The organism is Halobellus captivus (genome assembly GCF_007655485.1).
Classification (GTDB): domain Archaea; phylum Halobacteriota; class Halobacteria; order Halobacteriales; family Haloferacaceae; genus Haloquadratum; species Haloquadratum captivum.
In genome coordinates, this window is sequence record NZ_VJXQ01000001.1 from 598129 (window position 1) to 620542 (window position 22414).

The window sequence follows — 22414 nt, forward strand, 5'->3', positions numbered from 1 at the left end:
GCCACTCCCGCCGGTGGCGTCAGGGTGCGCGTTTTTTACCGATGAAAAATGGGCCACGCGTCGCTGCCTGACGGGGCGTATCCGTCGAAGTCGACGTGGCGCGAGTCACACCCGGAGTTGGACGCTCGTGAATAATATAGGTTTCGTCGTCGGTTGCGGGCCCTCGATGCGAGAACCGAACGCATGACCGGACATTCATGTACTATGCCGCCCCCAGGGACAGTATGACCGAGATTCACCCGAGTCAGCGGGTGGCGATGCTCGCGGACGCACAGAACCTCTATCACACGGCGCAAAGCCTCTACTCGCGGAATATCGACTACGCGTCGCTTCTCGAGAAGGGCGTCTCCGGACGCGAACTCACGCGAGCTATCGCGTACGTCGTACGCGCGGACTCGCCCGACGAGGAGAGTTTCTTCGAGGCGCTCGTCGACATCGGTTTCGAGCCGAAGATCAAGGAGATCAAGACGTTCGGCGACGGGTCGAAGAAGGCCGACTGGGACGTCGGGATGAGCCTCGACGCCGTCACGCTGGCGAACCACGTCGACACCGTCGTCCTCTGCACGGGCGACGGCGACTTTTCCAGACTGTGCTCGCACCTCCGCCACGAGGGCGTCCGCGTCGAGGTGATGGCGTTTAAGGAGTCGACCGCCGAGGAGTTGATCGACGCCGCCGACACGTTCCTGGATCTCTCGGAGCGACAGGACACGTTCCTGCTGTAGTCTGTCGCGGACCGCGAACGTCTTGACGCTCCGCCGGAAACGACGCGGTATGAGCGACGCAGACGGCGAGACGCTGGCGGAGTTGCGCACCATCGCCGACTACCAGTTCGGCGCGGGCGCGGGCGAAGCGCTGTTCCCGAGCGAGAGCGACGAGTCGCTGACGGTGCACCGCTCGACGAGCGGCCGCCCGCGACAGATCGTCGCACCCGGCGGTCGGATCGTCTCCTACGGCACCGACGGGCGGTTCACGCTCGGCGTCGCGGGCGGGCGGCGACTCGTCGGCGCGCTCGGGTACCCGGCCGCCCGCGTCGTCGTCGGCGACGAGAGCGAGCCGTTCGTCCGCGAGGGCAAGAACGCCTTCGCGAAGTTCGTCCGCGACGTCGACCCCGACGTCAGGCCGGGCGACGAAGTCGCGGTCGTCCGCGACGACGACACCGTGCTTGCGGTGGGGCGCGCCGAGCTCTCCGCCGACGCGATGGCGGACTTCGAGACGGGGATGGCCGTCCACGTGCGCGACGGTGCGGAACCGGACGACGAGTAATAGACCCGGTCCGGCCGCCTCAGAGGCCCAGCGCTGTCAGGAGTGGGACGTCGCTCACGAGCGCGCCGACGAGGTAGCCACCGATCGCGCCGCCGTTCAGGAGCGGCAGTCCGGCGTGGGCGCGCCCTTTCAACACCATCCAGAGGAGAACGAACAGCCCGGCGAACGTCCCGACCATCGACGTCAATGCCGGAAACGTCAGCGCCGGAAGCCAGGCGAGACCGAGTGACGGCGTTAGGTCTGCAGGGAGGAAAAACGCCGCGCTCGCGATCATCACCGTCGGCATCACGGCGTCGCCGAGACCGATGAAGAAGGCGTCGCGAACGTCGTCGTCAGTGTCGTTGCCGTCTGCGTCGCCGACGTCGTCTTCGCCGTCAGCGGTGATCACGTCGCCGTCGTCGCCCTCGATATCGACAGCCACGTCGGCATCGGAATCGGCAGCAACGTCGGCATCGCCGTCCCGACCCGCATCGGAAACCGTCTTCGCGGCGTCAGTGTCCCGCAGCGAGTACGACAGCGTCGTCGGAACGACGAGTACGACCGGGAGCTTCAGATCCATCACTCCGGAGGCCAGATCGAGCATATGTTCGGTGCCGTAGACGCTGATCGCGTCGTAGACGGCGAGAACGGAGAGCAGCAGGATGGCGGGAAGCAGCCCAAAACTGATCCCGAACAACCCGGCCGCGCCAGCGCCCATCAGGACGCCCGCGGCGTCGATGACGTACCACTCGGGATGGATCACGAGCAGCGCGGCCAGGGCGATCGACGCGCCGATCGCCGCCAGCGGCGGGAGGAACACCGAAAAGACGTACCACGCGATCGACGCGGCCGCGACGACGACGAACGCTCTGACGACCCAGTCGAGGTCGTATTTGAACGCGGCGAGCATCCCGGCCGTGGCGACGAGGATCGCGACGATGTAGACGAGGCTGTTCGTCGGATCTGAGGGGTCCTCGACGGTCTGATAGCCCGATTCGTAGAAGGTCGGCACGAGCGCCAGCGCACCGAGTTGTACCAGGAGAAACAGCAGGGCGGCGAACCCGACGCCCGCGGCGACGCGTTTTCGCATAGGAGAGCAATTCGACCGCCCCACTATGGGGGTTGTGTTTTCCAAGGGAGAGAAACGGGGAACGGTTTCACCGCGTCTCACCGCGCGTACAGCCGTTTCCCGACGACCGACGCCGCGCTGACGCCTCCCGCGGGCGTGACGGCCACGTACGGGCGCGACACCGGCCCGAACACGTCGACGACGCGGCCGACCGTCGAGAGCGATTCGTCGACGGCTTCCGCGCCGATTCCGGGATGTTCTGCGTCGTCGCAGCGGACGATAAGGAGGTTCTGCGCCGTCCGCGAGACGGTTCCGAGTCGCTGCATCGTCAGTCCCGAAGGATGCCCACGTAGGCGGCGACCGCCTGTACGAGGTCGTTCTTCGTCGAGTCCTCCGCGCCCTTGACGAGCACGCGTCCCCGGGCGTCCCACTCGCGGGGATGCGTCACGTCGCGCTCGATGACGGCGTCGTAGCCGATCTGCTGGACGGCCTGCGCGATCTCGTCGACCGTCGGCTCCTCGACGGCCTCCGCAAGCGGGACACGACGACCGTCGTTTCGAGAGACGGACGCGTCGAGGTAGCGCGGCCAGATGACGTTCTCGACAGCCATACTCCGACAACCGCATCGCGTCCGTAATACGGTTGTGGTCCGATCGTGCCGTCCGCCGGTGCGACGTATGCGACATCCTTTATCCGCCCGCGTCCGATCACCACCTATGGATCCGGACCTCTCCTCGCTCGACTCGTTTCTGGCCGACGAAGGGCTGGACGGCTACCTCGTCGACGCCGACAGTGCAGACTCGACGCAGCGGTACCTCTCGGGATTCGACGCACCCGACCCGTTCGTGACCGTCTACACGCCGGAGACGACGGCGCTTCTCGTCTCGGCGCTGGAGTTCGGCCGCGCGAAGCGGGAGAGCCGCGCCGACGACGTGTCGCGGCTGGCGGAGTACGACTTCCGTGAACTCGCCGCCGAACACGGGGCGAAGGAAGCGAACGTGCGGGTCGTGGCCGCGTGGCTCGACGATCTCGGCGTCGAGCGCGTCGCGACCCCCGATCGGTTCCCGCTCGGTCCCGCGGATCGGCTCCGCGAACGCGGCGTCGGCGTCGATCCCGAAACCGAGGACGTCGTGACCCAGATCCGCGCGCGAAAGACGCCCGAGGAGATCGAGCACATCCGGACGGCCCAACGCGCCAACGAGGCGGCGATGGACGCCGCGGAGGCGCTCCTTCGCGAGGCGGAGATCGACGCGGGCGGCGGTCCCGACGGCGGCGACGTGCTCCGCACCGATGCGGGGGTTCTCACGAGCGAGCGCGTCCGCGAGGAGATCGAGGTAACGCTGCTCCGACACGGCTGTGCGCTCGACGAGACCATCGTCGCCTGCGGGGCCGACGCCGCCGACCCGCACGATCGGGGAAGCGGACCGCTTCGGCCCCGCGAGTCGATCATCGTCGACATATTCCCGCGCTCGAAGGCGTCGAAGTACCACGCGGATATGACGCGGACGTTCGTGAAGGGAGAACCGAACGACACGCTCGAATCGTGGTTCGCCCTGACACACGAGGCGCTCGACGCCGCCGTGGCGGCGATCGAACCCGGCGTGACCGGAGGAGACGTTCACGACGTCGTCTGCGACGTTTACGAAGACGCGGGATTGCCGACGCTACGATCGGATCCGCGGGCGGAAACCGGGTTTATCCACTCGACGGGCCACGGCGTCGGTCTCGACGTCCACGAACTGCCCCGGCTCTCGCCGGACGGCGGCAAGCTGAAACCGGGACACGTCGTGACGGTCGAGCCGGGCCTGTACGACCCCGACGTCGGCGGCGTCCGCATCGAGGACCTCGTGGTCGTCACCGAAGACGGACACGAGAATCTGACCGAACAGGTCATCGAACTACGGATCTGAATTGGAGAAGTCGACAACAGCGCGGGCGAACTGGCGATCAGACTGACGATTCGCCGGGACTTTCAGAGCTGTTCGACTGGCGGTTCTTCTCGTCGCGGTAGGCTTCCAACAGCGATTCGAGCGCCTCAGCGGTCTTCGGTGTGATAACGCCCGCAGCCTGTCGGACGACGTGCCCGTCCTCGACGAGGAACGCGTAGATCGTCTGTTCGCCGACGATTCCGAGTCGGCGTTGGAACGCCTGTTTGTCCACCGAGAGTAGGATCGTGTTATCGTGAACGCGCTGTCTGGCGTTCGTCGGCGACATCCCACCGGCGACGCTCGGCGGGAGCATCCCGCCGGAGCTACCGACGATGAGTTCGTAGTAGGCGAAGTGGGCGAATTTGCCGCACAACTCCGCGGCGAACTGCCGCCACGAGTTCACGAGTGAGCGTTGTCGCTGGTGAAAACTCACGACCAATAGCGTCTGCTCTCCGTCGAGGTCGTCGGGCAACGTCAATCGACGCCCGTGCGTGTCTCTCCCAGGGACCGTGGGAAATTTCATCAGTGTCTGCTGTCCTTACGTGCGTATTGTTATAGGGCAATTAAGCGCGCTTTCGTCCCCATACCGCCCGGGTCCGTCTACCCGGGCGTCAGCGGAGGGTTCCCCCAGTTCGATCGGCCTATCGGTGTCGTAACGATGCAGATTTCGTTCCCCCAGCAATCATTACTGCGCAATCCGGTTAAACATACGCTTCTGGGTATCATACTTGATATCTACTGCGGAATCAATATCGTCAATCCACGTGAATTTGAGATGCGAGAGATCGGAACCGACCACCATCGCACCGAACCCCTTTTGAGTGCGGCGGCGCGTAGTCGGCGGCGATGGAGGTACTCGTCGTCGGGTCCGGCGCGATGGGCCGCTGGACCGGCGAAACGCTCGCGAGGGAGTTCAGCGTCGCGTTCGCGGACAGGGAACCGTCCGCCGCAGCGAGCGCTGCGGAGGCCGTTGGCGGCCGCTCCGTCGCACTCGACACGACGGAGACGTTCGATGCGGTCTGTCTCGCGGTCCCGATCAGCGCCGCAGAGGCGGCGGTCGAAGCTCACGCGGAGCGAGCCTCGCGGGCGATGGTCGACGTGACGGGCGTGATGGCCGGACCCGTCGAAGCGATGCGGGCGCACCTTCCGGAGCGCGAGCGGGTGAGTCTCCACCCGCTTTTCGCCCCGGAGAACGCCCCCGGCAACGTCGCCGCGGTCGTCGACGCCGAGGGTCCGGTAACGGGAGCCATACTCGACGCGATCGGCGACGCCGGAAACCACGTTTTCGAGACCGATCCCGAAGAGCACGATTCGGCGATGGAGACGGTTCAGGCGGGTGCACACACCGCGGTTCTCGCCTACGCGCTCGCGGCCGACAACGTACGAGAGGAGTTCGCGACACCCATCTCGCGGGTGCTCTCTGACCTCGTCGGAACCGTGACCGAGGGCACCCCGCGCGTCTACCGGGAGATCCAGGAGTCGTTCGAGGGAGCCGACGACGTCGCCGACGCCGCCCGCCGCATCGCCGACGCCGACGGCGACGCGTTCGAACAGCTGTACGAGGAGGCTGGCGATCGCTATCGCGAGGACCGGTCGTGATCGATCGCGACGCCGTCCGCGCGAACGCGAAGTACCTGCGCAACGTCCGCCCGGTCGACCCCGAGGAGATCCACGAGTACATCGACGGAACCCCGCACCCCGCGGTCGTCCGCCAGACGCTCAGGGAAGAGGCGTTCGACCTCCGGCTCCGCGAGCGCGCGGACGGGGCGTTCGTTCCCGCGAGCGAGGAGCCAGCCCCGCGGCCCGGATGGAATCCGGAAGCGTTCCCCGAACCATACACGTTCGCCGTTGAGGACCTCCTCGTCGAGCGCTACGGAGCGAACTGGCACCGCGGCGAGAGCGGTGATCGCCTCCGGGAGACAATCAGACGGTTGAAAGAGGATTACTACCGACAGAACCCCGTCGAGTACGACGAAGTGGCCGCGTCGGGCTACGCGGTCTATCACCTGCCGGACTACTACGCCGCGATCGGCTACGTCCTCGACGACCTCGCAGAGCGGGAGTTGCTCCCGCGGACGCTGCGCGTTCTCGACGTCGGCGCGGGCGTGGGAGGGCCTGCGCTCGGCCTGCACGACTACCTCCCGGACGACGCCCTCGTCGACTACCACGCCGTCGAACCCTCGGCCGCCGCCGACGTTCTCGAACGGGTGCTGGAGGAGACGGGACGGAATTTCCGGACGACGGTCCACCGCGAGACCGCCGAGGAGTTCGATCCCGACTCGATCGGCGCGGACGCCGACCTCGTCGTCTTCGCGAACGTGTTGAACGAACTCGACGATCCCGAAGCGGTCGCCGCGCGGTACCTCGATGCGGTCGACGGCGACGGCTCCTTCGTCGCGCTCGCGCCCGCCGATCAGAACACGAGTATCGGGCTGCGGACCGTCGAGCGCGCGCTCGTCCCCGCCGACTCGCCCCGTTCGGTCTACTCGCCGACGCTCCGGTTGTGGCCCGGCGAGGCCCCCAGCGACCGCGGCTGGTCGTTCGACCGGCGGGACGATATCGCGGCCCCGGCGTTCCAGCGACGGCTCGACGAGGCGGGCGAGGCTGTTGCCGTCGATCGTGATGAGCCGGTAAGCGGCCGCACGCCCGGCGACGGCACGTTCACGAACGAGACGGTGCAGTTCTCCTACGCCATTGTCCGACCGGACGGGACGCGTCGCGTCGACGTCCGCGCCGATCCGGATCGCCACGCGAAGATGGCCGAGATGGAGCGACACGTCACCAATCGGATCGACCTTCTGGCGACCAAACTGAGCCGGAACCTGACCGACGCCGACGACCGCAATCCGCTGTTCAAGGTCAGCGACGGGAGCGAAGCGGTGGAGCACTACGCCGTCTCGACCGTCCGCGACGGGCTGAACGAGGACCTGCTTCTCGCTGCCTACGGCGACGTCCTCGCCTTCGAGAACGTGCTCTGTCTGTGGAACGACGACGAGCGCGCGTACAACCTCGTCGTCGACGACGAGACGTTCGTCGACCGCGTGGCTTGACGTTCGACCGCGTTCTTCCACAATCGACCGCGTCCTTCCACAATCGACCGCGTCGGTCGAGACAGCCCTTCCGAATTGTCGCGCACCCGTCCGAGCGGTACACATTTCTTTCGTCCCACAAAGCACCGCGTATGAGCGACTCCCTCTCGGTTCTCCTGACCAACGACGACGGGATCGACGCCGTCGGCCTCCGCGCGCTGTACGAGGAGCTCTCGGCGTTCGCCGACGTGATCGCCATCGCCCCGGACGACGACCAGAGCGCGGTCGGTCGAAGGCTCTCGAACGAGTTCAGCGTGCGCGAACACGAACTGGGATACGCCGTTGACGGGACCCCCGCAGACTGCGTCGTCGCCGGTCTCGAATCGCTCTGCCCCGACGTCGACGCCGTCGTCGCGGGCTGTAACAAGGGCGCGAACCTCGGCGCGTACGTCCTCGGCCGCTCCGGGACCGTGAGCGCGGCCGTCGAAGCGGCGTTCTTCGACGTCCCGGCCATCGCCGCGTCGCTGTACGTTCCGGGCGGCGGCGACACGCCCTGGCACGAACAGGCGACCGATCCCGCCGACTTCCGAAACGCGACGCGAGCGACCTCGTACCTGCTCCGGCACGCGCTCGACGCCGGGGTGTTCGAACGGGCGGAGTATCTGAACGTCAACGCGCCGCTGGCCGACGAGAGCGGGGACCCCGCACCGATCGAGATCACGACTCCCTCCACGCTCTACGAGATGACCGCCGAACACGACGGTAACGGGACCGTCACGCTGCACGATCGCATCTGGGAGCGGATGCGCGCCGATGACCTCCCCGATCCGGCGGGAACGGACCGGCGCGCCGTCGTCGAGGGCCGGGTGTCGGTGTCGCCGCTGACCGCGCCGCACACGACGGAACACCACGAGGCGCTCGACGCGCTGGCGGAGACGTATCTCGAAACGTACGCGTAAGCCCGCAATCCCGAACGCCTACGCATCGAGCACCGCGACGAACCGGAGCCGACGGTAATCGGCGGTCCAGACGCCGTCGTGGTACAACTCGTCGCGCAAGCGGTCCTCGACGCCGTCGATCACGTCCGCGCGCTGGTCCGCCGGAACGTCCGCGAGCAGCCGATCGCCGAACATCCCGATCCACGCCGCCATTCCGTCGTCGAGTTCGGTCGGCCGGTCGAACAGTCGCGCGTAGCGGACCTCGAACCCGTGCGCTTCGAGCGTGGTCGCGTGCTCGCCGACGGTCGGGAAGTACCACGGCTCCGGCGCGGGCTTGTATCCCCGTTCGACGAGTTCGGCCGCGACCGCCGTGACGATCGCCTCGACGTTTCGGCTCCCACCCAGTTCGGCGACGAAGCGCCCGCCGGGGACGAGCGCGTCGGCGACCGCCTCGCAGACGGCGTCCTGCTCGTCGATCCAGTGCAGCGCCGCGTTCGAGAAGACCGCGTCGAACGGCTCCTCGACGTCGAAGTCGCGAGCGTCGGCCCGGCGGAATTCCAGGTGAGGGTACGATTCGCGAGCGGTCTCGACCATCTCCGCTGAGCGGTCGATCCCGACGACGTCCGCCCCCGCGTCGGCGAGTTGGTGGGTCAGGTGGCCGGTGCCGCACCCGAGGTCGAGGACCCGCTCACCCGGCTGCGGGTCGAGCAAACCCACGACGTCCGCGCCGTACTCGTAGACGAAGGAGTGCGATCCGTCGTAGGCGTTCGAGTCCCAGTCGTCCGTCGGCTCCTCGGTCGGCGTCGTCATCGCCCCGAATTGGGATCGGACGGGCTTAGAACGTGCCGATCGGCGCTTTCAGCGACGGGGCGGTCCGGAAACCAGAAGGGAAACGCTCTTTTCGGGTACGGACGGATATCAGGCATATGAGCGACGGGGACGACGAGACGGCCGCTGATTCCGACGCGGCGGCGTCCGACGACACCACAGACGTGACGCCCGAAACCCTGAACGAGCGCCTCGACGGCGTCGAATCCGCCCTCGAAGCCGCCGAGACCGAGGCCGACCTCGACGACGTCGAAGCCGATCTCGACGGGATCGAGTCGGATCTCGAAGCGGCGGACCTGCCCGAGGTCGATGAGGACGACGACGACGCGGAGGACCCACGCGAGGAACTCGAATCGCGCGTTTCCGACGTCCGAGACGATCTCGAATCGCAGCGCGGTCCGTACGGCAGCGACGTCGTCGACGACATCGAGACCGCGCGCTCGAAGGTGACGGAGACGCGCTGGACCGAACGGGGCGCATCCGAGATCGTCGATGTCGTCGCTGCCTTCGCCGACGACGTCAGCGATACGCTCGACGCCCATATCGAGGTCGACGGGAGTGATGTCGACGAGGGTGACGAGGGCAAGAGCGACGCCGACGAGGACGAGAGCGGCGAGAAGCGAGAGGAGGCGCTCGTCGCCGCACTCGACGAGTCGGTCGCGGCGGTCGAGGGCGCGGACCTCGACGCCGACGAGGACGCCGACACCATCGCGGCGCTGCTAGAGGCGACCGAAGCGCTCGAAACCGGCCTCGAAGAGGCCCAGGAGTGGGACGATCTGGAGGTCAACGAGCAGCTGATGGCCGAGGGCTTCTACGACGTGCTCGGTCACTACAAGGACTACCCGCCGGAGCTGTCGGCGCTCAAGGAGTGGGAGAAGCGCGATCACGTCGATATGATCCTGCTCGCGAAGGACAGCCTCCAGTCGGAGTTTATGCAGGAGCACTGTATGGACGCGCTGATTCGGATGGCGAACCCCGACGCCTTCGAGGAGATGCACGGGCTCGCCCAGCGCCGCGACAAGCCCGCAATCAAGGCGCTCGGTCGGATGGGCGAGGGGGCGGAGGAGGCCGTCGAGACGCTCGTCGAATACGTCGACGCCGACTCCGATCCCGCCCTCCAGAAGGTGACGCTCCGCGCGCTCGGCGAGATCGGCTCGACGGAGGCGACCCAGGCGATCGCCGACAAGTTGGAGATGGACAACGACAACGTCCGGCCGTACGTCGCCCGCGCGCTGGGACTCATCGGCGACACGCGCGCCGTCGACCCGCTCGCCGACGCGCTCGCGGAAGACGACAGCGACACCGTCCGCGCGGCTGCCGCGTGGGCGCTTCGACAGATCGGAACCGAGGAGGCGCTCGAAGCGGCCGCGGAGTACACCGACGAGCGCTCTTACCTCGTCCAGCACGAGTCCGAACTGGCCGCCGACGCGCTCGGTGACGCCGACGCAGAGACGCCGACGGCCTGACCCGGCCGCTTTCTCCGTTCCGTTCTCCCGCCGAGGGTTTATATCCGAATAGGCGGCCAGACGCGCCGTGTCACCCCGAGCGCGACAGCGGCCCCGCGAGCCACTCCCCAGTCCGTCGCCATCGCTGAGCCGCTGGGCCGTCTGCGCGCTCGTACTCGTCGCGCTCGCCGTCATCCCACCGGCGAGTGCCGCCTCGGCCCCACCGGCGAGTGCCGCCCCGGCCGACACCGACCCGCGGATCGTCGCCGCGTTTCCGGATCCCGTCGCCGACGGCGACAGCGGCGAGTACGTCGTCGTCGACGCTGCGGGCGCGTCGAACCTGACACTCTCCGACGGGGAGTCGACGGTGCGAGTCCCGCCGGACGGCGTCGTCGCCCTCTCGACGGATCCGAACGCGACACGAGAACTCGTCGACGTTCCGGTGGTCGAACCCGGACTCTCACTCTCGAACGGGGGCGAGGAACTCGTCCTCCGGCGCGGCGACGCCGCGGTCGACCGACTCGAATACGAGCGAGCGCGGGAGGGCGAGCGGCTGAACGCCTCGACGACCGAGTGGACGCCGCGGGGGTTGACGCCGCGGTCGGTCGTCGCCACCGGACCGGCGAGCGCCACGGCGTTCGTCCTCCCAGATGCGCCCGACGTTCCGATGGAGACGCTCGAACGCGCCGACGAGCGGATCCTGCTCGCGGGGTACACGTTCGCCTCACCGCGCGCAGCGGAGGCGCTTCTCGCGGCCGCCGAGCGCGGTGTCCGGGTTCGCGTACTGCTGGAGGGCGGGCCCGTCGGCGGGATGACGACCGCCCAGCGCGAGCAACTCGACCGACTGGTCGCGGGCGGCGTCGACGTCCGCGTGATCGACGGGCCGCACGCGAGATTCGCGTTCCACCACCCGAAGTACGCCGTCGCCGACGAGACAGCGTTGGTGATGACTGAGAACTGGAAGCCCTCGGGGACGGGCGGACGAGACAGCCGCGGGTGGGGCGTTCGCGTCGACTCCGAGCGAACGGCCGCCGAACTCGCGGCGGTGTTTGCCCACGACGCCGACGGCATCGACGCCGTGCCGTGGCGCGAGCACCGAGCGGCGACGGCGTTCGTCGAGAAATCGCCCGCGACGGGAACCTACGAACCCGAATTCGACCCAGCGTCCGTCGCCGTCGACGAGGTTCGGGTGCTGACAGCGCCCGGGAACGCGGGCGGTGCGGTCAGCGCGTCAATCGCGAGCGCGGCGGTGCGCGTCGACGTGCTCTCCCCGCGGCTCGACCCCGACGGGGCGTACTTCGGGGCGCTCGTCGACGCCGCCGAGCGGGGCGTCCGCGTCCGGGTGCTGCTCTCGAACGCGTGGTACGACCGGGAGTCGAACCGGAGGGTCGTCGAGCGGGCGGCGGAGTTGCGAGCGCGCGGCCTCCCGATCGAGGTGCGGATCGCGGAGCCGAGGGGTCGCTTCGGGAAGGTGCACGCGAAGGGGGCGGTGATCGACGGCGAAACCGTTCTCGTTGGGAGTCTCAACTGGAACGCGCACGCGACGGGGGAGAACAGAGAAGTCGTGCTCGCGCTCGACGGGTCGGAACCGGCGGACTACTACGGGCGAACGTTCGAAGCCGACTGGGAGGCGTCCGCGACGAACGGGGGTGCGGGCGCATCCGAATCAGATTGGAAAACGCGGACGACGTTGGCGCTCGGGGCGCTCTCGGGTGTCGCGATCGCGGTATCAGTCCTCCGTCGGACGGTGCGTTTCGAATAAAAAGCGAATCGCACGGACCGCGAGTCGCGGACGGCGATCTCAGATCTCGGTGTCGACGATCGCCTGCGAGGAGAGCTCCTCGTCGAGTTCGGCCTCGGCCATCTTCTCGACGAGGCTGTCGATGACGGACTCGCGCATCCCCTTGACGAACTTGATCGAGCCGACGACGAGGTGGCCGCCGCCGGAGACGCCGCCGCCGACGACTTCCTCGTTGAGTTCGGCGACCATCCGCGGGATGTCGAGGCGGACGCCGTCCGAGCGGAGGACGGCGAAGTCGGGACCGTAGCCGATCGTGATGACCGGCTCGCCGTGTTCGCGGACCTTGCGGTCGTGGAGCTTGCCGGTTGTCTTGCCCGGCGCGGGGTAGGTGAAGCGGTGCGCCCACTCGTCGAGGTCGACGGTGTACAGGTGCGCGTCGGAGTCGAGCCGCTCGTGTTCGAGGTGCGGGGCGGCGGCGTCCATCTGCCGCTCGACGTCGCGCTCGGCGCGAGTCGCCAGGAACTCGACTAACTCGCGGTGTCGGGCGTCGTCGTCGCAGCCGACGTTCAGAACGTCGTTGACGAGCGACTGTCCGTCGCTGTAGCGCAGCCAGTGGGCGGCGTAATCGAGCGCCTCACCGACGTCGAGGAGCCGTTCGCGGTCGTATCCCTCCGCTTCTGCGAGCGCGATGTACTGCTCCATCGCCTCCGCCTTCGAGCGATCGGCGAGTCCCGCAACGGCCGGGACGTGCCGCAGGTTATCGGTCAAGTCGGGATCGATCATCCGCGCGAGCTCGACGCACATCATCCCGGTCGTGATCCGGTAATCCTCGTCGTAGAGGTACGGGTTGACGTGCGCGTCGAGGAGGTCATCGACGGCGTCGGGGTCGGGGTGGTGGTGATCGACGACCGCGATCGGCATATCGTAGTGTGCGAGGTTCTCGTAGGCGGGGACGTCCTCCTCGGTGGATCCGTTGTCCAGCATCAGCAGAAGCGGGAGGCGCTGGCCGTGTCGCGCGCGACCCTCGAGCGCGAAGTTCAGATCGCGCGTGACGTCCTCCATCTCGTAGAACGGGGCCTTCGAGGGGAGTCGCTTGATGAGGTGCCGCGGGGCGTCCTCGTCGTCGTGGACGGACTCGATGAAGTTCTCCAAGGCCAGCTGAACCGGCACCGACGCGCACATCCCGTCGCCGTCGGCGTGGTGACGCACGCGGATCGGCCGCCCCTCCAAGACGGTCCGTCGGAGCAGCCGCGCGAGCGCTTCGAGGTCGGATCGGAGCTTCTCGAAGGCGGGCCACTCGACGAGCGGTTCGACGCTCGGGGGCGCGGCACGCTCGTCCAGCGCCGCGTCGAGGCGCTGCCGCGCTTCCGCCGACGTCTCGTCGTCGAGTCGGGTGAGCGAGTCGACTTCGATCTGGAGCGAGCCGTCGTGGGACTCGACGGTCCCTCCGACCCGAACGACGTCTTCGACGGAAACGGCCGGGAACGCGCGAACGCCCGCTTCCTGAAAGGCCGCCGCCGAGACGATGCCGGTTTCGTCGACGAGGCGGAACAGCGTCGGGCCGCCCGTCTGTTTGATCTGGGCGACCTGCCCCTGCACGTGCACGGTATCGCCCGCGCTCAGTTCCTCGACCGGGGTGATATCCGGTTCGTGGTCGACGGCGACCGTTTGGTACGTCGACTCCTCGAAGGCGTCGAAGGCGAGGTCGCCGTTCTCCTTGATCTCTTCGAGCGTGACGGTCAGGCGATCGCCGACCTCGTAGGAGCGGTTCAGGTTCGACTCGTGGACGAGTCCCGACACTTCGTCCGAAACGTCGACGAAGATGCCGTACTCGACGACGCCGTTGACGACGGCGTGGTAGCGCTCCCCCGCTTCGACGTCTTCGAGCGTGCAGTTCGGCGCGAGGTCGTAGACGACAGGTCGCGAGTCGCCCTCCGAATTCGGAGCGGACTCGCCGCCGGAATCCCCGGCGTTTTCGGCAGTCATACTGGCGAAAAGTGGTGCGTCGCGGTTAAGACTTTACAATCGATCTCGAACGGCGCTCGTCATCGAACCGCTCGGAACGGTCGGACCGCCAGTGATCGAGGTGAGGGGTGCCCGGCGGTCGAAATCGGATTTTCCCGGCGGTCGAGGTCGGAGGCGTCCAGAGACAGGGACCGTTACCGTGCGGAATGGGCGCGGTCCTCGAAAGGTTTAGAAGGAGACGACCCCGAGATCCGGCTATGCGACTCTTCCGGTCGAGCGGCGTGCTCGGCATCGCTGCCGACGCACTCGACTTCGCACGGGAGGCCTCACAGGAGACCCACCCGAACGAGTATATGGGGTTTCTGCGCGGGGAAGACGCCTCGAACTTCGATCTGGATCGCTCCGGGACGGTCATCACCGAGGTGTTGATCGTCCCCGGAACGCGCTCGAACCCGGTGAGCGCCACCGTCGACAACAACATGATCCCGAACGATCTCCGAGCGGTCGGTTCGATTCACTCGCACCCGAACGGCGTGCTTCGCCCCAGCGACGCCGACCTCGACACGTTCGGTCAGGGCGAGGTTCACATCATTCTCGGTCATCCGTACGGCCCGCGGGACTGGAAGGCGTTCGATCAGAACGGCGACGTCCGCGAGCTGGAGGTGCTCGACGTCGACCTCCCGGACCCAGAGGAGTTCTTTGACTTCACCGAGGCGGACCTCGACATCGACTACACCGCATCCGATTACGCGGAATCTGACCGGGATCGCGATTTCGGAGGAAACCGCCGGTGACCCGCCGAATCGTCGCCCAAGGAACCTTCGATCTCATTCACCCAGGGCACGTGCACTACCTCGCGGACGCGGCGTCGATGGGCGACGAACTGCACGTCATCGTCGCCCGGCGGGAGAACGTCACGCACAAGGAACCGCCTGTGCTCCCGGATCGGCAGCGACGAGACGTCATCGACGCGCTCGAAGTCGTGACCGAGGCCCACCTCGGGCACACCGAGGACATCTTCGTTCCGATCGAACGCATCGACCCGGACGTGATCGTCCTCGGCCACGACCAACACCACGACGACGACGCTATCCGTGACGCGCTCGCGTCACGCGGCATCGACTGTGAGGTCGCTCGCGCGTCCGCGAGAGAACCACGCTACGACGATGAGTTGTTGTCTACCGGTCAGATCATCGACCGAATCCTCGAGTCTCGGGGCTGCGGCGGAAGCGGAACGTAAGTCCCGCTGTTCGGCGCTTGGCTCACCGTTTCCGACGTTCACTCCCGAACGCTGGAGTCGGGACTCGGCCGTTCGAGAGAGAAGAGAACAAAACCGATCGGTGACGAATCGGAACTCGCTATTCGCTACTCTGCTGCTCGTCGAGCCAGTCTTGGTACTCGTCCTCCGAGACGACTTCCATAGTGAAGTACATCTGCGAGTGGGCGACCCCACAGTACTCCGTGCAGTAGCCCTGATAGACGTCCTCCTCGTAGGCGACAGTCCTGATGGTGTTCGTTTGATCGGGCATCGCGTCGACCTTCAACGCAAGGTCCGGCACGTGGAAGCCGTGTATCACGTCGCGTGATGTCACTTCAATCACCACCGGGCGGTCCTTCGGAACGACGATTTCGGTGCCGGTGGTGACGTTACCCTCTTCGGGGTAAGACATCTCCCAGCCCCACTGGAACGCCTCGGCGTGGACGACGACCGGCTCGCCCGAGGCGTCTTCGACCTCCGGCGGGCCAGCGACGTTCTCGTCGGCGAGAACGCCGTAGGAGGCGACGCCGACGAACAGCAGGATGATCGCCGTCGCGATCGTCCACGTGATCTCCAGTCGGCGGTTCTCTTTCGTCGGCGTCGGTTCGTCGTTGTTCCGGAACTTTACGATCGTGTAGATCAGGATGCCCTCGACGAGGAGCGTAACGGGAACGGCGATATACAGCAGCTTATTGTTCAGCCCGTTGATGAGCTCCGCGCTGGCGGATGTCTGCGCGGCGACCGGGTCCGCAGCGAGGCCCGCCACGAGGACCGTGAGCAGTGAAACGAGTGCCAAACGGGTCTTTCGCATCGATCCGAAGTTAGGAGGAGTGACGTAAATAGTTGCTGACTTTCGCCACCGCCGCCCCCGTCAAACGCCCGATCGGGGTCGTCGAAAGCGAGGCTCCTAAGTACGGGGGTTCCCAACTGGTTGTAGGTGTATTTCGTGGGGTCGATCGCAACTCACAACCGGTTTCACGGCCTGCTCGCCGCGACGGCTATCGGCGTCTATCTCCTCCTCTTGGTGGGCGCGACTTCGGCGCTGACGGACGCCGCGGCATCGTGCGCTGCGTGGCCCGCCTGTGGGAACGGCTGGACGACGCCGACGTCGACTGTCGGGTGGCTCGCCGTCGCGCACAGACTCGCCGCCGTCGCGGTCGGACTGCTCGGCGTCACGACGCTCGTCGTCGGGATTCGGGCGGCCGTCGATCGGCGCGTGCTCGCCGCAGTGCTACTCGCGGGACTGCTCTATCCGGTGCAGGCCGCGCTCGGCGCGCTCGTCGCACTCGGCGGTGCCGGGAGCACGCTCTCGACGGTCCATCTGACCGTCGGAATGGGGATTTTCGTCTCGCTCGTGGCCGCGCTCGCGTGGACGTTGGAGCGAGAAACCGGCGACCCCTCCGAGGAACCGGTCGACGGCGTCGACCTCGCGCCGCCGTTGGAGCGCTCCTACAAACCGGAGATTCCGAGCAATCGGCGCGAACGGCTGATCGCGACGGCGAAAGCTTACGTCAGACTGACCAAGCCCCGGCTGATGTGGCTGCTCTGTCTCGTCGCGGCGGCCGGGATGGCGCTGGCGGCGTCCACGACGGGCGGCCTGACGGTTCCCGTCGTGCTCGCGACGCTCGGCGGCGGCGTCCTCTCGATCGGCGCGTCGGGGACGTTTAATCACGTGTTCGAGCGCGACATCGATAGACGAATGCAGCGGACCAGCGACCGACCGCTCGCGACCGATCTCGTCCCCGTCCGAAACGCGCTGGCGTTCGGACTGCTTCTCGCCGCCGGGTCGGTCGCGCTGTTCGCGTGGGTCAACCCCCTCGCGGCCGTCCTCGGCGTCGCCGCGATCCTCTTTTACAGCGTCGTCTACACGTTGCTTCTGAAACCGAACACCGTCCAGAACACCGTCATCGGCGGGGCCGCCGGGGCGCTCCCCGCGCTCATCGGCTGGGCGGCAGTCACGGGCGAGATCGGACTCGGCGGGCTCGCGCTCGCGACGATCATCTTCCTGTGGACGCCCGCACACTTCTACAACCTCGCGCTCGCGTACAAAGACGACTACGAGCGCGGCGGCTTCCCGATGATTTCGGTCGTCCGCGGCGAGACCGAAACCCGGAAACACGTCCTCTGGTACCTCGCAGCGACGCTCGTCGCCGCCGGTGCGCTGGCGTCGATGAACGCGCTCGGACTGCTGTACGCGCTCACGAGCGTCGTCTTCGGCGGGCTGTTCCTCTACTTCGCCGTCCGCCTGCATTACGAACAGACCGAAAAAGCGGCGTTCCGCACGTTCCACGCGTCGAACGCCTACCTCGGGGCGCTGCTGCTCGCGGTCATTATCGACGCGTTAGTGCTATGAACGTCTCCGCCGCGTTCTCGCCGCCGCTCCGCGACGACCTGCTCCGCGTCGGACTTCTACTCAACACGCTCGTCATCGGCTCGCTCGTGTACGTCGTGTCGACAAACGTCGTCCTCACGGAACCGCGATACGCGCTCTACGGCCTCGCGTGGATCCTCGTCGGAGTCGTCGCCGTCTGGAAGACGGACGTCGCGCCGACGGACCCGACGACTCAACGGCGGGCCGCCGCCGTCGCCGTGTTTTACTTCGCCCTCCTCGCGGCGGCTGGTGGCCTCGTCACCCTCCCGGCCGCACAAAGCGTGTGGGGTGCCCGCTTGGCTCCGCTGCCGCCCGGGTGGGGCCCTGCGCCGGTCTTGACGACCCCGTACGTGGTCGTCGGACTCGTTCCCGCCCGCGTCGTCGGGTACCTAGCCCTCTCGTACCTCGTCTACGCGACGGTGATCGACGCCGCCGAGTCCGCCATCTCGGGGCTCCTCGGCCTCTTCTCGTGCGTGTCCTGTACGTGGCCGTTCATCGCCTCTCTCGCGACGGGCGCGCTCGGCGGCGGATCGGCCGTCGCCACCCTCGCGTTGGGCTTCTCGTACGACATCTCGACGGCGGTCTTTCTCGTGACCGTCGCGCTCCTGTACTGGCGGCCGCGCGTCGGCGGTCGCCTCGGTTCAGCCAAAAAATGAGTCCGGGCGGTCCGGGCGATCGAGACGTCGACAATCTCACCTGGTGGGGCGGCTACCGCCCCTCTCAGGCGAAGCCGACCGGTTCGGGACGTCGCGTCGTCTCCGGATCAGGTCTCTCGGGGTGGTGCTCCTCGCTCCGTTCGCGCTCGCCGTCGGAGTCGCGCGACTCCGCGGCGTCGAATCGGTCATCGCTCGCTTCTTGCGGGCCAGTCTCGTGTCCCAACCTCGCCAGCGCCTCCCGCCGCTGGGAATGGTAACACATACCAAACTAGTAGTTAGCGTTAGACAAACAAAAAGCTACCTCTGAAAACCCCGACGCCGAGAGCACAGACCGGCCCTGCGCTTGCCCCGCACAACGCGCTTAATTCGATCCACCGCCAAGGGACGGGTATGACGAACATCGAGATCGAATACTGCGTGCCCTGTGGGTTCCTGGGGCGCGCCGAGGAGATCCAACACGCGCTGCTCGAACAGTTCGGAGACCGGCTGGAGCGCGTCGCGCTGGTGACCGGCGACCACGGCGTGCTGACCGTCGCGGTCGACGGCGACGTCGTCTGGGATAAATCCGAAGACGACTACGACGTCGACGAGATCACCCGCCGCGTCCGAGAGGGACGCTGATCGGAGCGCGTCGACGAGCGCCGAATCGAGGGCTCAGTCTCGATGTCCCCACCGACGTCCGTCGTCGGCGTACCGGGCCTCGAAGATCCGGTCCCACTGGGAACCGGAGAGGTCGACGTCGGCCGCGCCGACGTTCTCGTCGAGTTGTTCGACCGTACGCGCGCCGACGATCGGGACGACCGTCGCGTCCGGGTAGTCCATTAGCCAGCGGAGCGCCACCTGCGCGGGCGAGGCGTCGACCTCCTCGGCGACTTCCCTGACGGTGTCGAGGACGCGCCAGCCGCGCTCGGAGAGATAGTAGTCGTCGAACTTGTCGTCCATCGATCCGCGGGAGCCATCCGGGGCGATCACTCGCGTCGGATCGTCGGGATCGGCGCGCTCGTACTTACCGGTGAGAAAGCCGCCAGCCAGCGGCGAGTACGGGCAGACCGCCAGGCCCTGATCGCCGCAGACGTCGAGGTACTCGCTCACGTCCTCGTAGTAACCCGCGTGGAACAGGGGCTGAGTGACCTCGAAGCGCTCCCACCCGTTGACGTCGGATTTCCACAGCGCCTTCGCGAGTTGCCACGCCGCCATCGTCGACGCCCCGAGGTAGGTGATTTTCCCCTGTTCGACCAGCCGATTCAAGGTCGACAGCGTCTCCTCGATCGGCGTCTCCTCGTCCCAGCGGTGAATGTAGTACAGGTCCAGGTAGTCGGTCCCGAGGCGGTCGAGCGTCCCTTCGATCTGGTTTCGGATGTGCGTGCGGGAGAGGCCGGAGCCGTTGGGATTGTCGGGGTCGAATCCGAAGTACACCTTCGAGGCGAGAACGACCGACGACCGATCCCTGTCGGCGAGCCAGTCGCCGATCCACGACTCGCTGCGGCCGCTGGGCGTCCCGTAGACGTTCGCGGTGTCGATGAAGTTGCCGCCCCGGTCGGCAAACGCGTCCAGCAGTTCGTGGGCTTCGTCCCTCGTCGTCTCGACGACGCCGTCGGTCTCGCGGCCGAAGCGCCACGTCCCGAAGCAGAGTTCCGATACCTTCGTGCCGGTCGAGCCGAGTCGTCGGTAATTGAGGCTCATACCCGGATTGACGCCCGGCAGCGGCAAAAGCGTGGGTGTCTGCCGCCTGTGCGCCGCGAAAACTGATCGCCGTTATTCGACCGGTTCGAATCGGAAGCCGTCCCACTCCTGGCTCGCGGGCTCTCTGATTCCCGCGCCGGGTTCGCGGAGTTCCTGGCAGTAGACCGGCCGGACCTCGTCGCCGATTTCGATCTCCTCGGTGGTCACCTGCCCGATCGCGCGGACGGGTTCGCCCTCAACGTCGAACTCGACGATCGCGAGCGTATTCGGCTGTCGGACGCCCGGCGGCGTCGCCGTCGACGTCGTCCACGTGATCACTTCGGCGACGTACTCGCTCAGGTCGACGGTGCCGGTCGGCTCCTCGCCGCCGGGGCCGAGCGGGTGGCCGGGGTAGGTGAGACTCCCGTCGGGGTAGCGATACGCCTCCATCACGTGGTCGGATCCGCCGTCGGATTCGAGTTCGCGATCCTCGTTCATTGTTGACCCTCCAGAATCGTCGTCGTCACGCAGTTGCCGAACCCGCCGACGTTGCAGGCGAGCGCCGCCTCGGCCTTGACCTGTCGGGGGCCCGCCTCGCCGACGACTTGTTTGTAGATCTCGTACACCTGTGCCACGCCCGAGGCCCCGAGCGGGTGGCCCTTCGACTTGAGGCCGCCGGACGTGTTGATCGGCAGTTCGCCGTCGCGATCGGTGACACCCTCCTCGACCGCCTTCCATCCCTCGCCCTTCTCGAAGAAGCCGAGGTCTTCTGATTGGAGGAACTCGAGGATGGTGAACATATCGTGCAGTTCCGCGACGTCGACGTCCTCGGGCCGCATATCGGCCATCTCGTAAGCCTGTTCGGAGGAGTTGACGACGCCGCCCATCGTCGTCGGGTCCGCGCGCTCGTGGACGACGTGGGTGTCGGTCGCGCCGCCGATCCCCGAGACGACCGCGTACTCGTCGGCGTACTCGCGGGCGACGGACTCCGGGCAGAACAGCAGCGCCGCCGACCCGTCCGTGATCGGACAGAAATCGTAGAGTCGAAGGGGGTCGGCGACGACCGGTGATTCCAATACTGTGTCGAGGTCGACCTCCTTTTGAAACTGCGCGTGTGGGTTGTCGACGCCGTTCCTGTGATTCTTCACCGCGACTTTGCCGAGCGACTCGCGCGGGGCGTCGTACGTTTCGAGGTAGGCGCGGGCGGTCAGCCCGGCGAAGGACGGCAGCGTCACGCCGTGTTTGTACTCCACGGGGTGCGTCAGCGACGCGATGACGTCCGTCGCCTCGGCAGTCGATCGGTGAGTCATCTTCTCGCCGCCGACGAGCATCGTCATCTCGGACGCACCGGAGGCGACCGACTGCCACGCGGCGTAGACGCCCGCACCGCCGGACGAGGAGGTCTGATCGATTCGAGCCGTGTAGGCCGGAATCGCCGAGAGGTCGTGCGCGAGGGCGTTCGGAATACCGGTTTGGCCCTCGAACTCGCCGCTCGCCATGTTCGAGACGTACAGGTGTTCGATGGCGTCGGGTGCGACACCAGCATCTTCGAGGCACGCCTGACCGGCCTCCGAGAGCAACTCGCGGATCCACTCCTCGCGTTGCCCGAACTGGGTCATCGACGCGCCGATGATCGCTACGCGCTCCATAGTCCAGAACGTGGGGGCGGTGGCTTACCGGTTTCCCTTTCGGAGAATTGGAACCGCGAACGCGCTTCCCACGCGAGAATCGTCTCTCGAAGCGCTTACACCCACCCCGTGTCGACACTGGAATATGAACGTGGACCTCGACTCGATCGCTCCGAAGCTCGGTGCCGTGGCGTGTCTCCTCCTCGCGGGCGTCGTGTTCGTCCCCGCGCTCGTGATCTCTGCGCCGGGGACCGGGGTCGCGGCGTACTACGCGTCGGGACCGTTCGGCGTCTCGGTCGTCGGCGTGCTCGCACTGCTCACCGTCGTCGTCTTCCTCGCGGGCGCGCAGGAGCGTTCCGATCCGATCACCCTCTCGGGCGTCGCGCTCGTCGCGGCGGTCGCGATGCTCCTGTTCTCGCTGCTGTGGGCTGTCTCGATCGATTCGACGCTGCTCTTCAGCTTCCCCGCCGAGTACGCGTGGATCGAGAACCACCGGTGGCTCGTCGTCACCGGCTCGGCGGTCGTCGCCGTCGCCGCTGGCGCGTACGCTCGGGCGATTCTACCCTAACGCGAGTGTCGAACGCCCGCTGATCGCCGGTCGCTTCGCCCGCGACCCGCACGGCGTCCTTCGATCACGGCGGTCGATGAGTCGAA

The 22414-nt window shown here is 67.1% G+C and carries 25 protein-coding genes; 14 read left to right on the forward strand and 11 right to left on the reverse strand.

Annotated features, from left to right (window positions below; genetic code table 11):
• The first annotated feature begins 224 nt into the window (after nt 1-224).
• Both FJT57_RS02915 and FJT57_RS02920 read left to right on the forward strand, forming a co-directional pair.
• On the forward strand, nt 225-722 hold the full coding sequence (locus FJT57_RS02915) for a LabA-like NYN domain-containing protein (protein ID WP_144901508.1): 498 nt from the start codon (nt 225-227) through the stop codon (nt 720-722).
• A gap of 49 nt (nt 723-771) precedes the next feature.
• Nucleotides 772-1263, forward strand: coding sequence for a PUA domain-containing protein (locus FJT57_RS02920; RefSeq protein ID WP_144901510.1), 492 nt, complete (start codon nt 772-774; stop codon nt 1261-1263).
• A 19-nt stretch (nt 1264-1282) separates the two neighbouring features.
• Here the strand turns inward: FJT57_RS02920 and FJT57_RS02925 are convergent, their stop codons facing one another.
• The 3 genes from FJT57_RS02925 to srp19 all read right to left on the reverse strand — a co-directional run bounded on the left by FJT57_RS02925 (nt 1283) and on the right by srp19 (nt 2921).
• Entirely contained in the window at nt 1283-2332 is a 1050-nt protein-coding gene (locus FJT57_RS02925) for a presenilin family intramembrane aspartyl protease PSH (protein ID WP_144901512.1), read from the reverse strand.
• 77 nt (nt 2333-2409) lie between these two features.
• Entirely contained in the window at nt 2410-2637 is a 228-nt protein-coding gene (locus tag FJT57_RS02930) for an H/ACA ribonucleoprotein complex subunit GAR1 (RefSeq protein WP_144901514.1), read from the reverse strand.
• Nucleotides 2638-2639: 2 nt separating this feature from the next.
• Nucleotides 2640-2921: a signal recognition particle subunit SRP19 gene (gene srp19 / locus FJT57_RS02935; protein ID WP_144901516.1), complete on the reverse strand. Its 282-nt coding sequence runs from the start codon at nt 2919-2921 to the stop codon at nt 2640-2642.
• A 106-nt stretch (nt 2922-3027) separates the two neighbouring features.
• Between srp19 and FJT57_RS02940 the strand changes: the two genes are divergently transcribed.
• Nucleotides 3028-4221, forward strand: coding sequence for a M24 family metallopeptidase (locus tag FJT57_RS02940; protein WP_144901518.1), 1194 nt, complete (start codon nt 3028-3030; stop codon nt 4219-4221).
• Nucleotides 4222-4258: 37 nt separating this feature from the next.
• Here FJT57_RS02940 and FJT57_RS02945 read toward each other — a convergent pair whose 3' ends face one another.
• Nucleotides 4259-4762, reverse strand: coding sequence for a hypothetical protein (locus tag FJT57_RS02945; RefSeq protein ID WP_144901520.1), 504 nt, complete (start codon nt 4760-4762; stop codon nt 4259-4261).
• 323 nt (nt 4763-5085) lie between these two features.
• Here FJT57_RS02945 and FJT57_RS02950 point away from each other — a divergent pair, with 323 nt between their 5' ends.
• The 3 genes from FJT57_RS02950 to surE all read left to right on the forward strand — a co-directional run bounded on the left by FJT57_RS02950 (nt 5086) and on the right by surE (nt 8227).
• On the forward strand, nt 5086-5838 hold the full coding sequence (locus tag FJT57_RS02950) for a prephenate dehydrogenase/arogenate dehydrogenase family protein (RefSeq protein WP_144901522.1): 753 nt from the start codon (nt 5086-5088) through the stop codon (nt 5836-5838).
• Complete coding sequence (locus FJT57_RS02955; protein WP_144901524.1) at nt 5835-7289, forward strand: small ribosomal subunit Rsm22 family protein; 1455 nt, start codon at nt 5835-5837, stop codon at nt 7287-7289. Before FJT57_RS02950 ends, FJT57_RS02955 begins: the two co-directional genes overlap by 4 nt.
• Before the next feature lie 131 nt (nt 7290-7420).
• Entirely contained in the window at nt 7421-8227 is an 807-nt protein-coding gene (gene surE / locus FJT57_RS02960) for a 5'/3'-nucleotidase SurE (protein WP_144901526.1), read from the forward strand.
• A gap of 18 nt (nt 8228-8245) precedes the next feature.
• On the opposite strand, the gene FJT57_RS02965 is transcribed toward surE, so the two are convergent.
• Entirely contained in the window at nt 8246-9016 is a 771-nt protein-coding gene (locus tag FJT57_RS02965) for a class I SAM-dependent methyltransferase (protein WP_144901528.1), read from the reverse strand.
• Nucleotides 9017-9132: 116 nt separating this feature from the next.
• Here FJT57_RS02965 and FJT57_RS02970 point away from each other — a divergent pair, with 116 nt between their 5' ends.
• Both FJT57_RS02970 and FJT57_RS02975 read left to right on the forward strand, forming a co-directional pair.
• Complete coding sequence (locus FJT57_RS02970) at nt 9133-10500, forward strand: HEAT repeat domain-containing protein (protein ID WP_144901530.1); 1368 nt, start codon at nt 9133-9135, stop codon at nt 10498-10500.
• A 67-nt stretch (nt 10501-10567) separates the two neighbouring features.
• Complete coding sequence (locus FJT57_RS02975) at nt 10568-12241, forward strand: phospholipase D-like domain-containing protein (protein ID WP_238993887.1); 1674 nt, start codon at nt 10568-10570, stop codon at nt 12239-12241.
• A 39-nt stretch (nt 12242-12280) separates the two neighbouring features.
• Here the strand turns inward: FJT57_RS02975 and FJT57_RS02980 are convergent, their stop codons facing one another.
• Entirely contained in the window at nt 12281-14206 is a 1926-nt protein-coding gene (locus FJT57_RS02980) for a DHH family phosphoesterase (RefSeq protein WP_144901532.1), read from the reverse strand.
• 236 nt (nt 14207-14442) lie between these two features.
• Here FJT57_RS02980 and FJT57_RS02985 point away from each other — a divergent pair, with 236 nt between their 5' ends.
• Both FJT57_RS02985 and FJT57_RS02990 read left to right on the forward strand, forming a co-directional pair.
• Entirely contained in the window at nt 14443-14979 is a 537-nt protein-coding gene (locus FJT57_RS02985; protein WP_144901534.1) for a Mov34/MPN/PAD-1 family protein, read from the forward strand.
• On the forward strand, nt 14976-15425 hold the full coding sequence (locus FJT57_RS02990; RefSeq protein WP_144901536.1) for an adenylyltransferase/cytidyltransferase family protein: 450 nt from the start codon (nt 14976-14978) through the stop codon (nt 15423-15425). Before FJT57_RS02985 ends, FJT57_RS02990 begins: the two co-directional genes overlap by 4 nt.
• A 118-nt stretch (nt 15426-15543) precedes the next feature.
• Here FJT57_RS02990 and coxB read toward each other — a convergent pair whose 3' ends face one another.
• Nucleotides 15544-16254, reverse strand: a complete 711-nt coding sequence (gene coxB, locus FJT57_RS02995) for a cytochrome c oxidase subunit II (protein ID WP_144901538.1) — start codon at nt 16252-16254, stop codon at nt 15544-15546.
• Nucleotides 16255-16389: 135 nt separating this feature from the next.
• On the opposite strand from coxB, the gene cyoE reads away from it, so the two are divergent.
• Together cyoE and FJT57_RS03005 are read left to right on the forward strand one after the other, a co-directional pair.
• Nucleotides 16390-17796 (forward strand): heme o synthase, encoded by a 1407-nt coding sequence (gene cyoE, locus FJT57_RS03000; protein WP_394348798.1) that lies wholly within the window; start codon nt 16390-16392, stop codon nt 17794-17796.
• Entirely contained in the window at nt 17793-18470 is a 678-nt protein-coding gene (locus FJT57_RS03005) for a DUF7546 family protein (protein ID WP_144901540.1), read from the forward strand. Before cyoE ends, FJT57_RS03005 begins: the two co-directional genes overlap by 4 nt.
• Nucleotides 18471-18534: 64 nt before the next feature.
• On the opposite strand, the gene FJT57_RS03010 is transcribed toward FJT57_RS03005, so the two are convergent.
• A complete protein-coding gene (locus FJT57_RS03010; protein ID WP_144901542.1) occupies nt 18535-18732 on the reverse strand; it encodes a hypothetical protein in 198 nt (65 codons plus the stop codon).
• 128 nt (nt 18733-18860) lie between these two features.
• Between FJT57_RS03010 and FJT57_RS03015 the strand changes: the two genes are divergently transcribed.
• The gene (locus FJT57_RS03015; protein WP_144901544.1) at nt 18861-19091 is read left to right on the forward strand and encodes a SelT/SelW/SelH family protein; all 231 of its coding nucleotides are present in this window, start codon (nt 18861-18863) and stop codon (nt 19089-19091) included.
• 33 nt (nt 19092-19124) lie between these two features.
• Here the strand turns inward: FJT57_RS03015 and FJT57_RS03020 are convergent, their stop codons facing one another.
• The 3 genes from FJT57_RS03020 to FJT57_RS03030 form a co-directional block, all read right to left on the reverse strand.
• Complete coding sequence (locus FJT57_RS03020) at nt 19125-20153, reverse strand: aldo/keto reductase (protein WP_144901546.1); 1029 nt, start codon at nt 20151-20153, stop codon at nt 19125-19127.
• Nucleotides 20154-20225: 72 nt separating this feature from the next.
• Nucleotides 20226-20630 carry an OB-fold domain-containing protein gene (locus tag FJT57_RS03025; protein ID WP_238993888.1) on the reverse strand — a complete coding sequence of 135 codons (405 nt, stop codon included), beginning with the start codon at nt 20628-20630 and terminating at the stop codon, nt 20226-20228.
• Nucleotides 20627-21781, reverse strand: a complete 1155-nt coding sequence (locus FJT57_RS03030) for a thiolase family protein (RefSeq protein ID WP_144901548.1) — start codon at nt 21779-21781, stop codon at nt 20627-20629. The genes FJT57_RS03025 and FJT57_RS03030 overlap by 4 nt, the downstream gene beginning before the upstream one ends.
• A gap of 124 nt (nt 21782-21905) precedes the next feature.
• On the opposite strand from FJT57_RS03030, the gene FJT57_RS03035 reads away from it, so the two are divergent.
• Nucleotides 21906-22328 (forward strand): DUF7548 family protein, encoded by a 423-nt coding sequence (locus tag FJT57_RS03035; protein WP_394348799.1) that lies wholly within the window; start codon nt 21906-21908, stop codon nt 22326-22328.
• Nucleotides 22329-22414: the final 86 nt, after the last annotated feature.

Bases quoted from the DNA above. Each gene is read 5' to 3' on its own strand.
- FJT57_RS02915 (WP_144901508.1), top strand. From the start codon at position 225: ATGACCGAGATTCACCCGAGTCAGCGGGTGGCGATGCTCGCGGACGCA.
- FJT57_RS02920 (WP_144901510.1), top strand. From the start codon at position 772: ATGAGCGACGCAGACGGCGAGACGCTGGCGGAGTTGCGCACCATCGCC.
- FJT57_RS02925 (WP_144901512.1), bottom strand. From the start codon at position 2,332: ATGCGAAAACGCGTCGCCGCGGGCGTCGGGTTCGCCGCCCTGCTGTTT.
- FJT57_RS02930 (WP_144901514.1), bottom strand. From the start codon at position 2,637: ATGCAGCGACTCGGAACCGTCTCGCGGACGGCGCAGAACCTCCTTATC.
- srp19 (WP_144901516.1), bottom strand. From the start codon at position 2,921: ATGGCTGTCGAGAACGTCATCTGGCCGCGCTACCTCGACGCGTCCGTC.
- FJT57_RS02940 (WP_144901518.1), top strand. From the start codon at position 3,028: ATGGATCCGGACCTCTCCTCGCTCGACTCGTTTCTGGCCGACGAAGGG.
- FJT57_RS02945 (WP_144901520.1), bottom strand. From the start codon at position 4,762: ATGAAATTTCCCACGGTCCCTGGGAGAGACACGCACGGGCGTCGATTG.
- FJT57_RS02950 (WP_144901522.1), top strand. From the start codon at position 5,086: ATGGAGGTACTCGTCGTCGGGTCCGGCGCGATGGGCCGCTGGACCGGC.
- surE (WP_144901526.1), top strand. From the start codon at position 7,421: ATGAGCGACTCCCTCTCGGTTCTCCTGACCAACGACGACGGGATCGAC.
- FJT57_RS02965 (WP_144901528.1), bottom strand. From the start codon at position 9,016: ATGACGACGCCGACCGAGGAGCCGACGGACGACTGGGACTCGAACGCC.
- FJT57_RS02970 (WP_144901530.1), top strand. From the start codon at position 9,133: ATGAGCGACGGGGACGACGAGACGGCCGCTGATTCCGACGCGGCGGCG.
- FJT57_RS02980 (WP_144901532.1), bottom strand. From the start codon at position 14,206: ATGACTGCCGAAAACGCCGGGGATTCCGGCGGCGAGTCCGCTCCGAAT.
- FJT57_RS02985 (WP_144901534.1), top strand. From the start codon at position 14,443: ATGCGACTCTTCCGGTCGAGCGGCGTGCTCGGCATCGCTGCCGACGCA.
- coxB (WP_144901538.1), bottom strand. From the start codon at position 16,254: ATGCGAAAGACCCGTTTGGCACTCGTTTCACTGCTCACGGTCCTCGTG.
- FJT57_RS03005 (WP_144901540.1), top strand. From the start codon at position 17,793: ATGAACGTCTCCGCCGCGTTCTCGCCGCCGCTCCGCGACGACCTGCTC.
- FJT57_RS03010 (WP_144901542.1), bottom strand. From the start codon at position 18,732: ATGTGTTACCATTCCCAGCGGCGGGAGGCGCTGGCGAGGTTGGGACAC.
- FJT57_RS03015 (WP_144901544.1), top strand. From the start codon at position 18,861: ATGACGAACATCGAGATCGAATACTGCGTGCCCTGTGGGTTCCTGGGG.
- FJT57_RS03020 (WP_144901546.1), bottom strand. From the start codon at position 20,153: ATGAGCCTCAATTACCGACGACTCGGCTCGACCGGCACGAAGGTATCG.
- FJT57_RS03025 (WP_238993888.1), bottom strand. From the start codon at position 20,630: ATGAACGAGGATCGCGAACTCGAATCCGACGGCGGATCCGACCACGTG.
- FJT57_RS03030 (WP_144901548.1), bottom strand. From the start codon at position 21,781: ATGGAGCGCGTAGCGATCATCGGCGCGTCGATGACCCAGTTCGGGCAA.
- FJT57_RS03035 (WP_394348799.1), top strand. From the start codon at position 21,906: ATGAACGTGGACCTCGACTCGATCGCTCCGAAGCTCGGTGCCGTGGCG.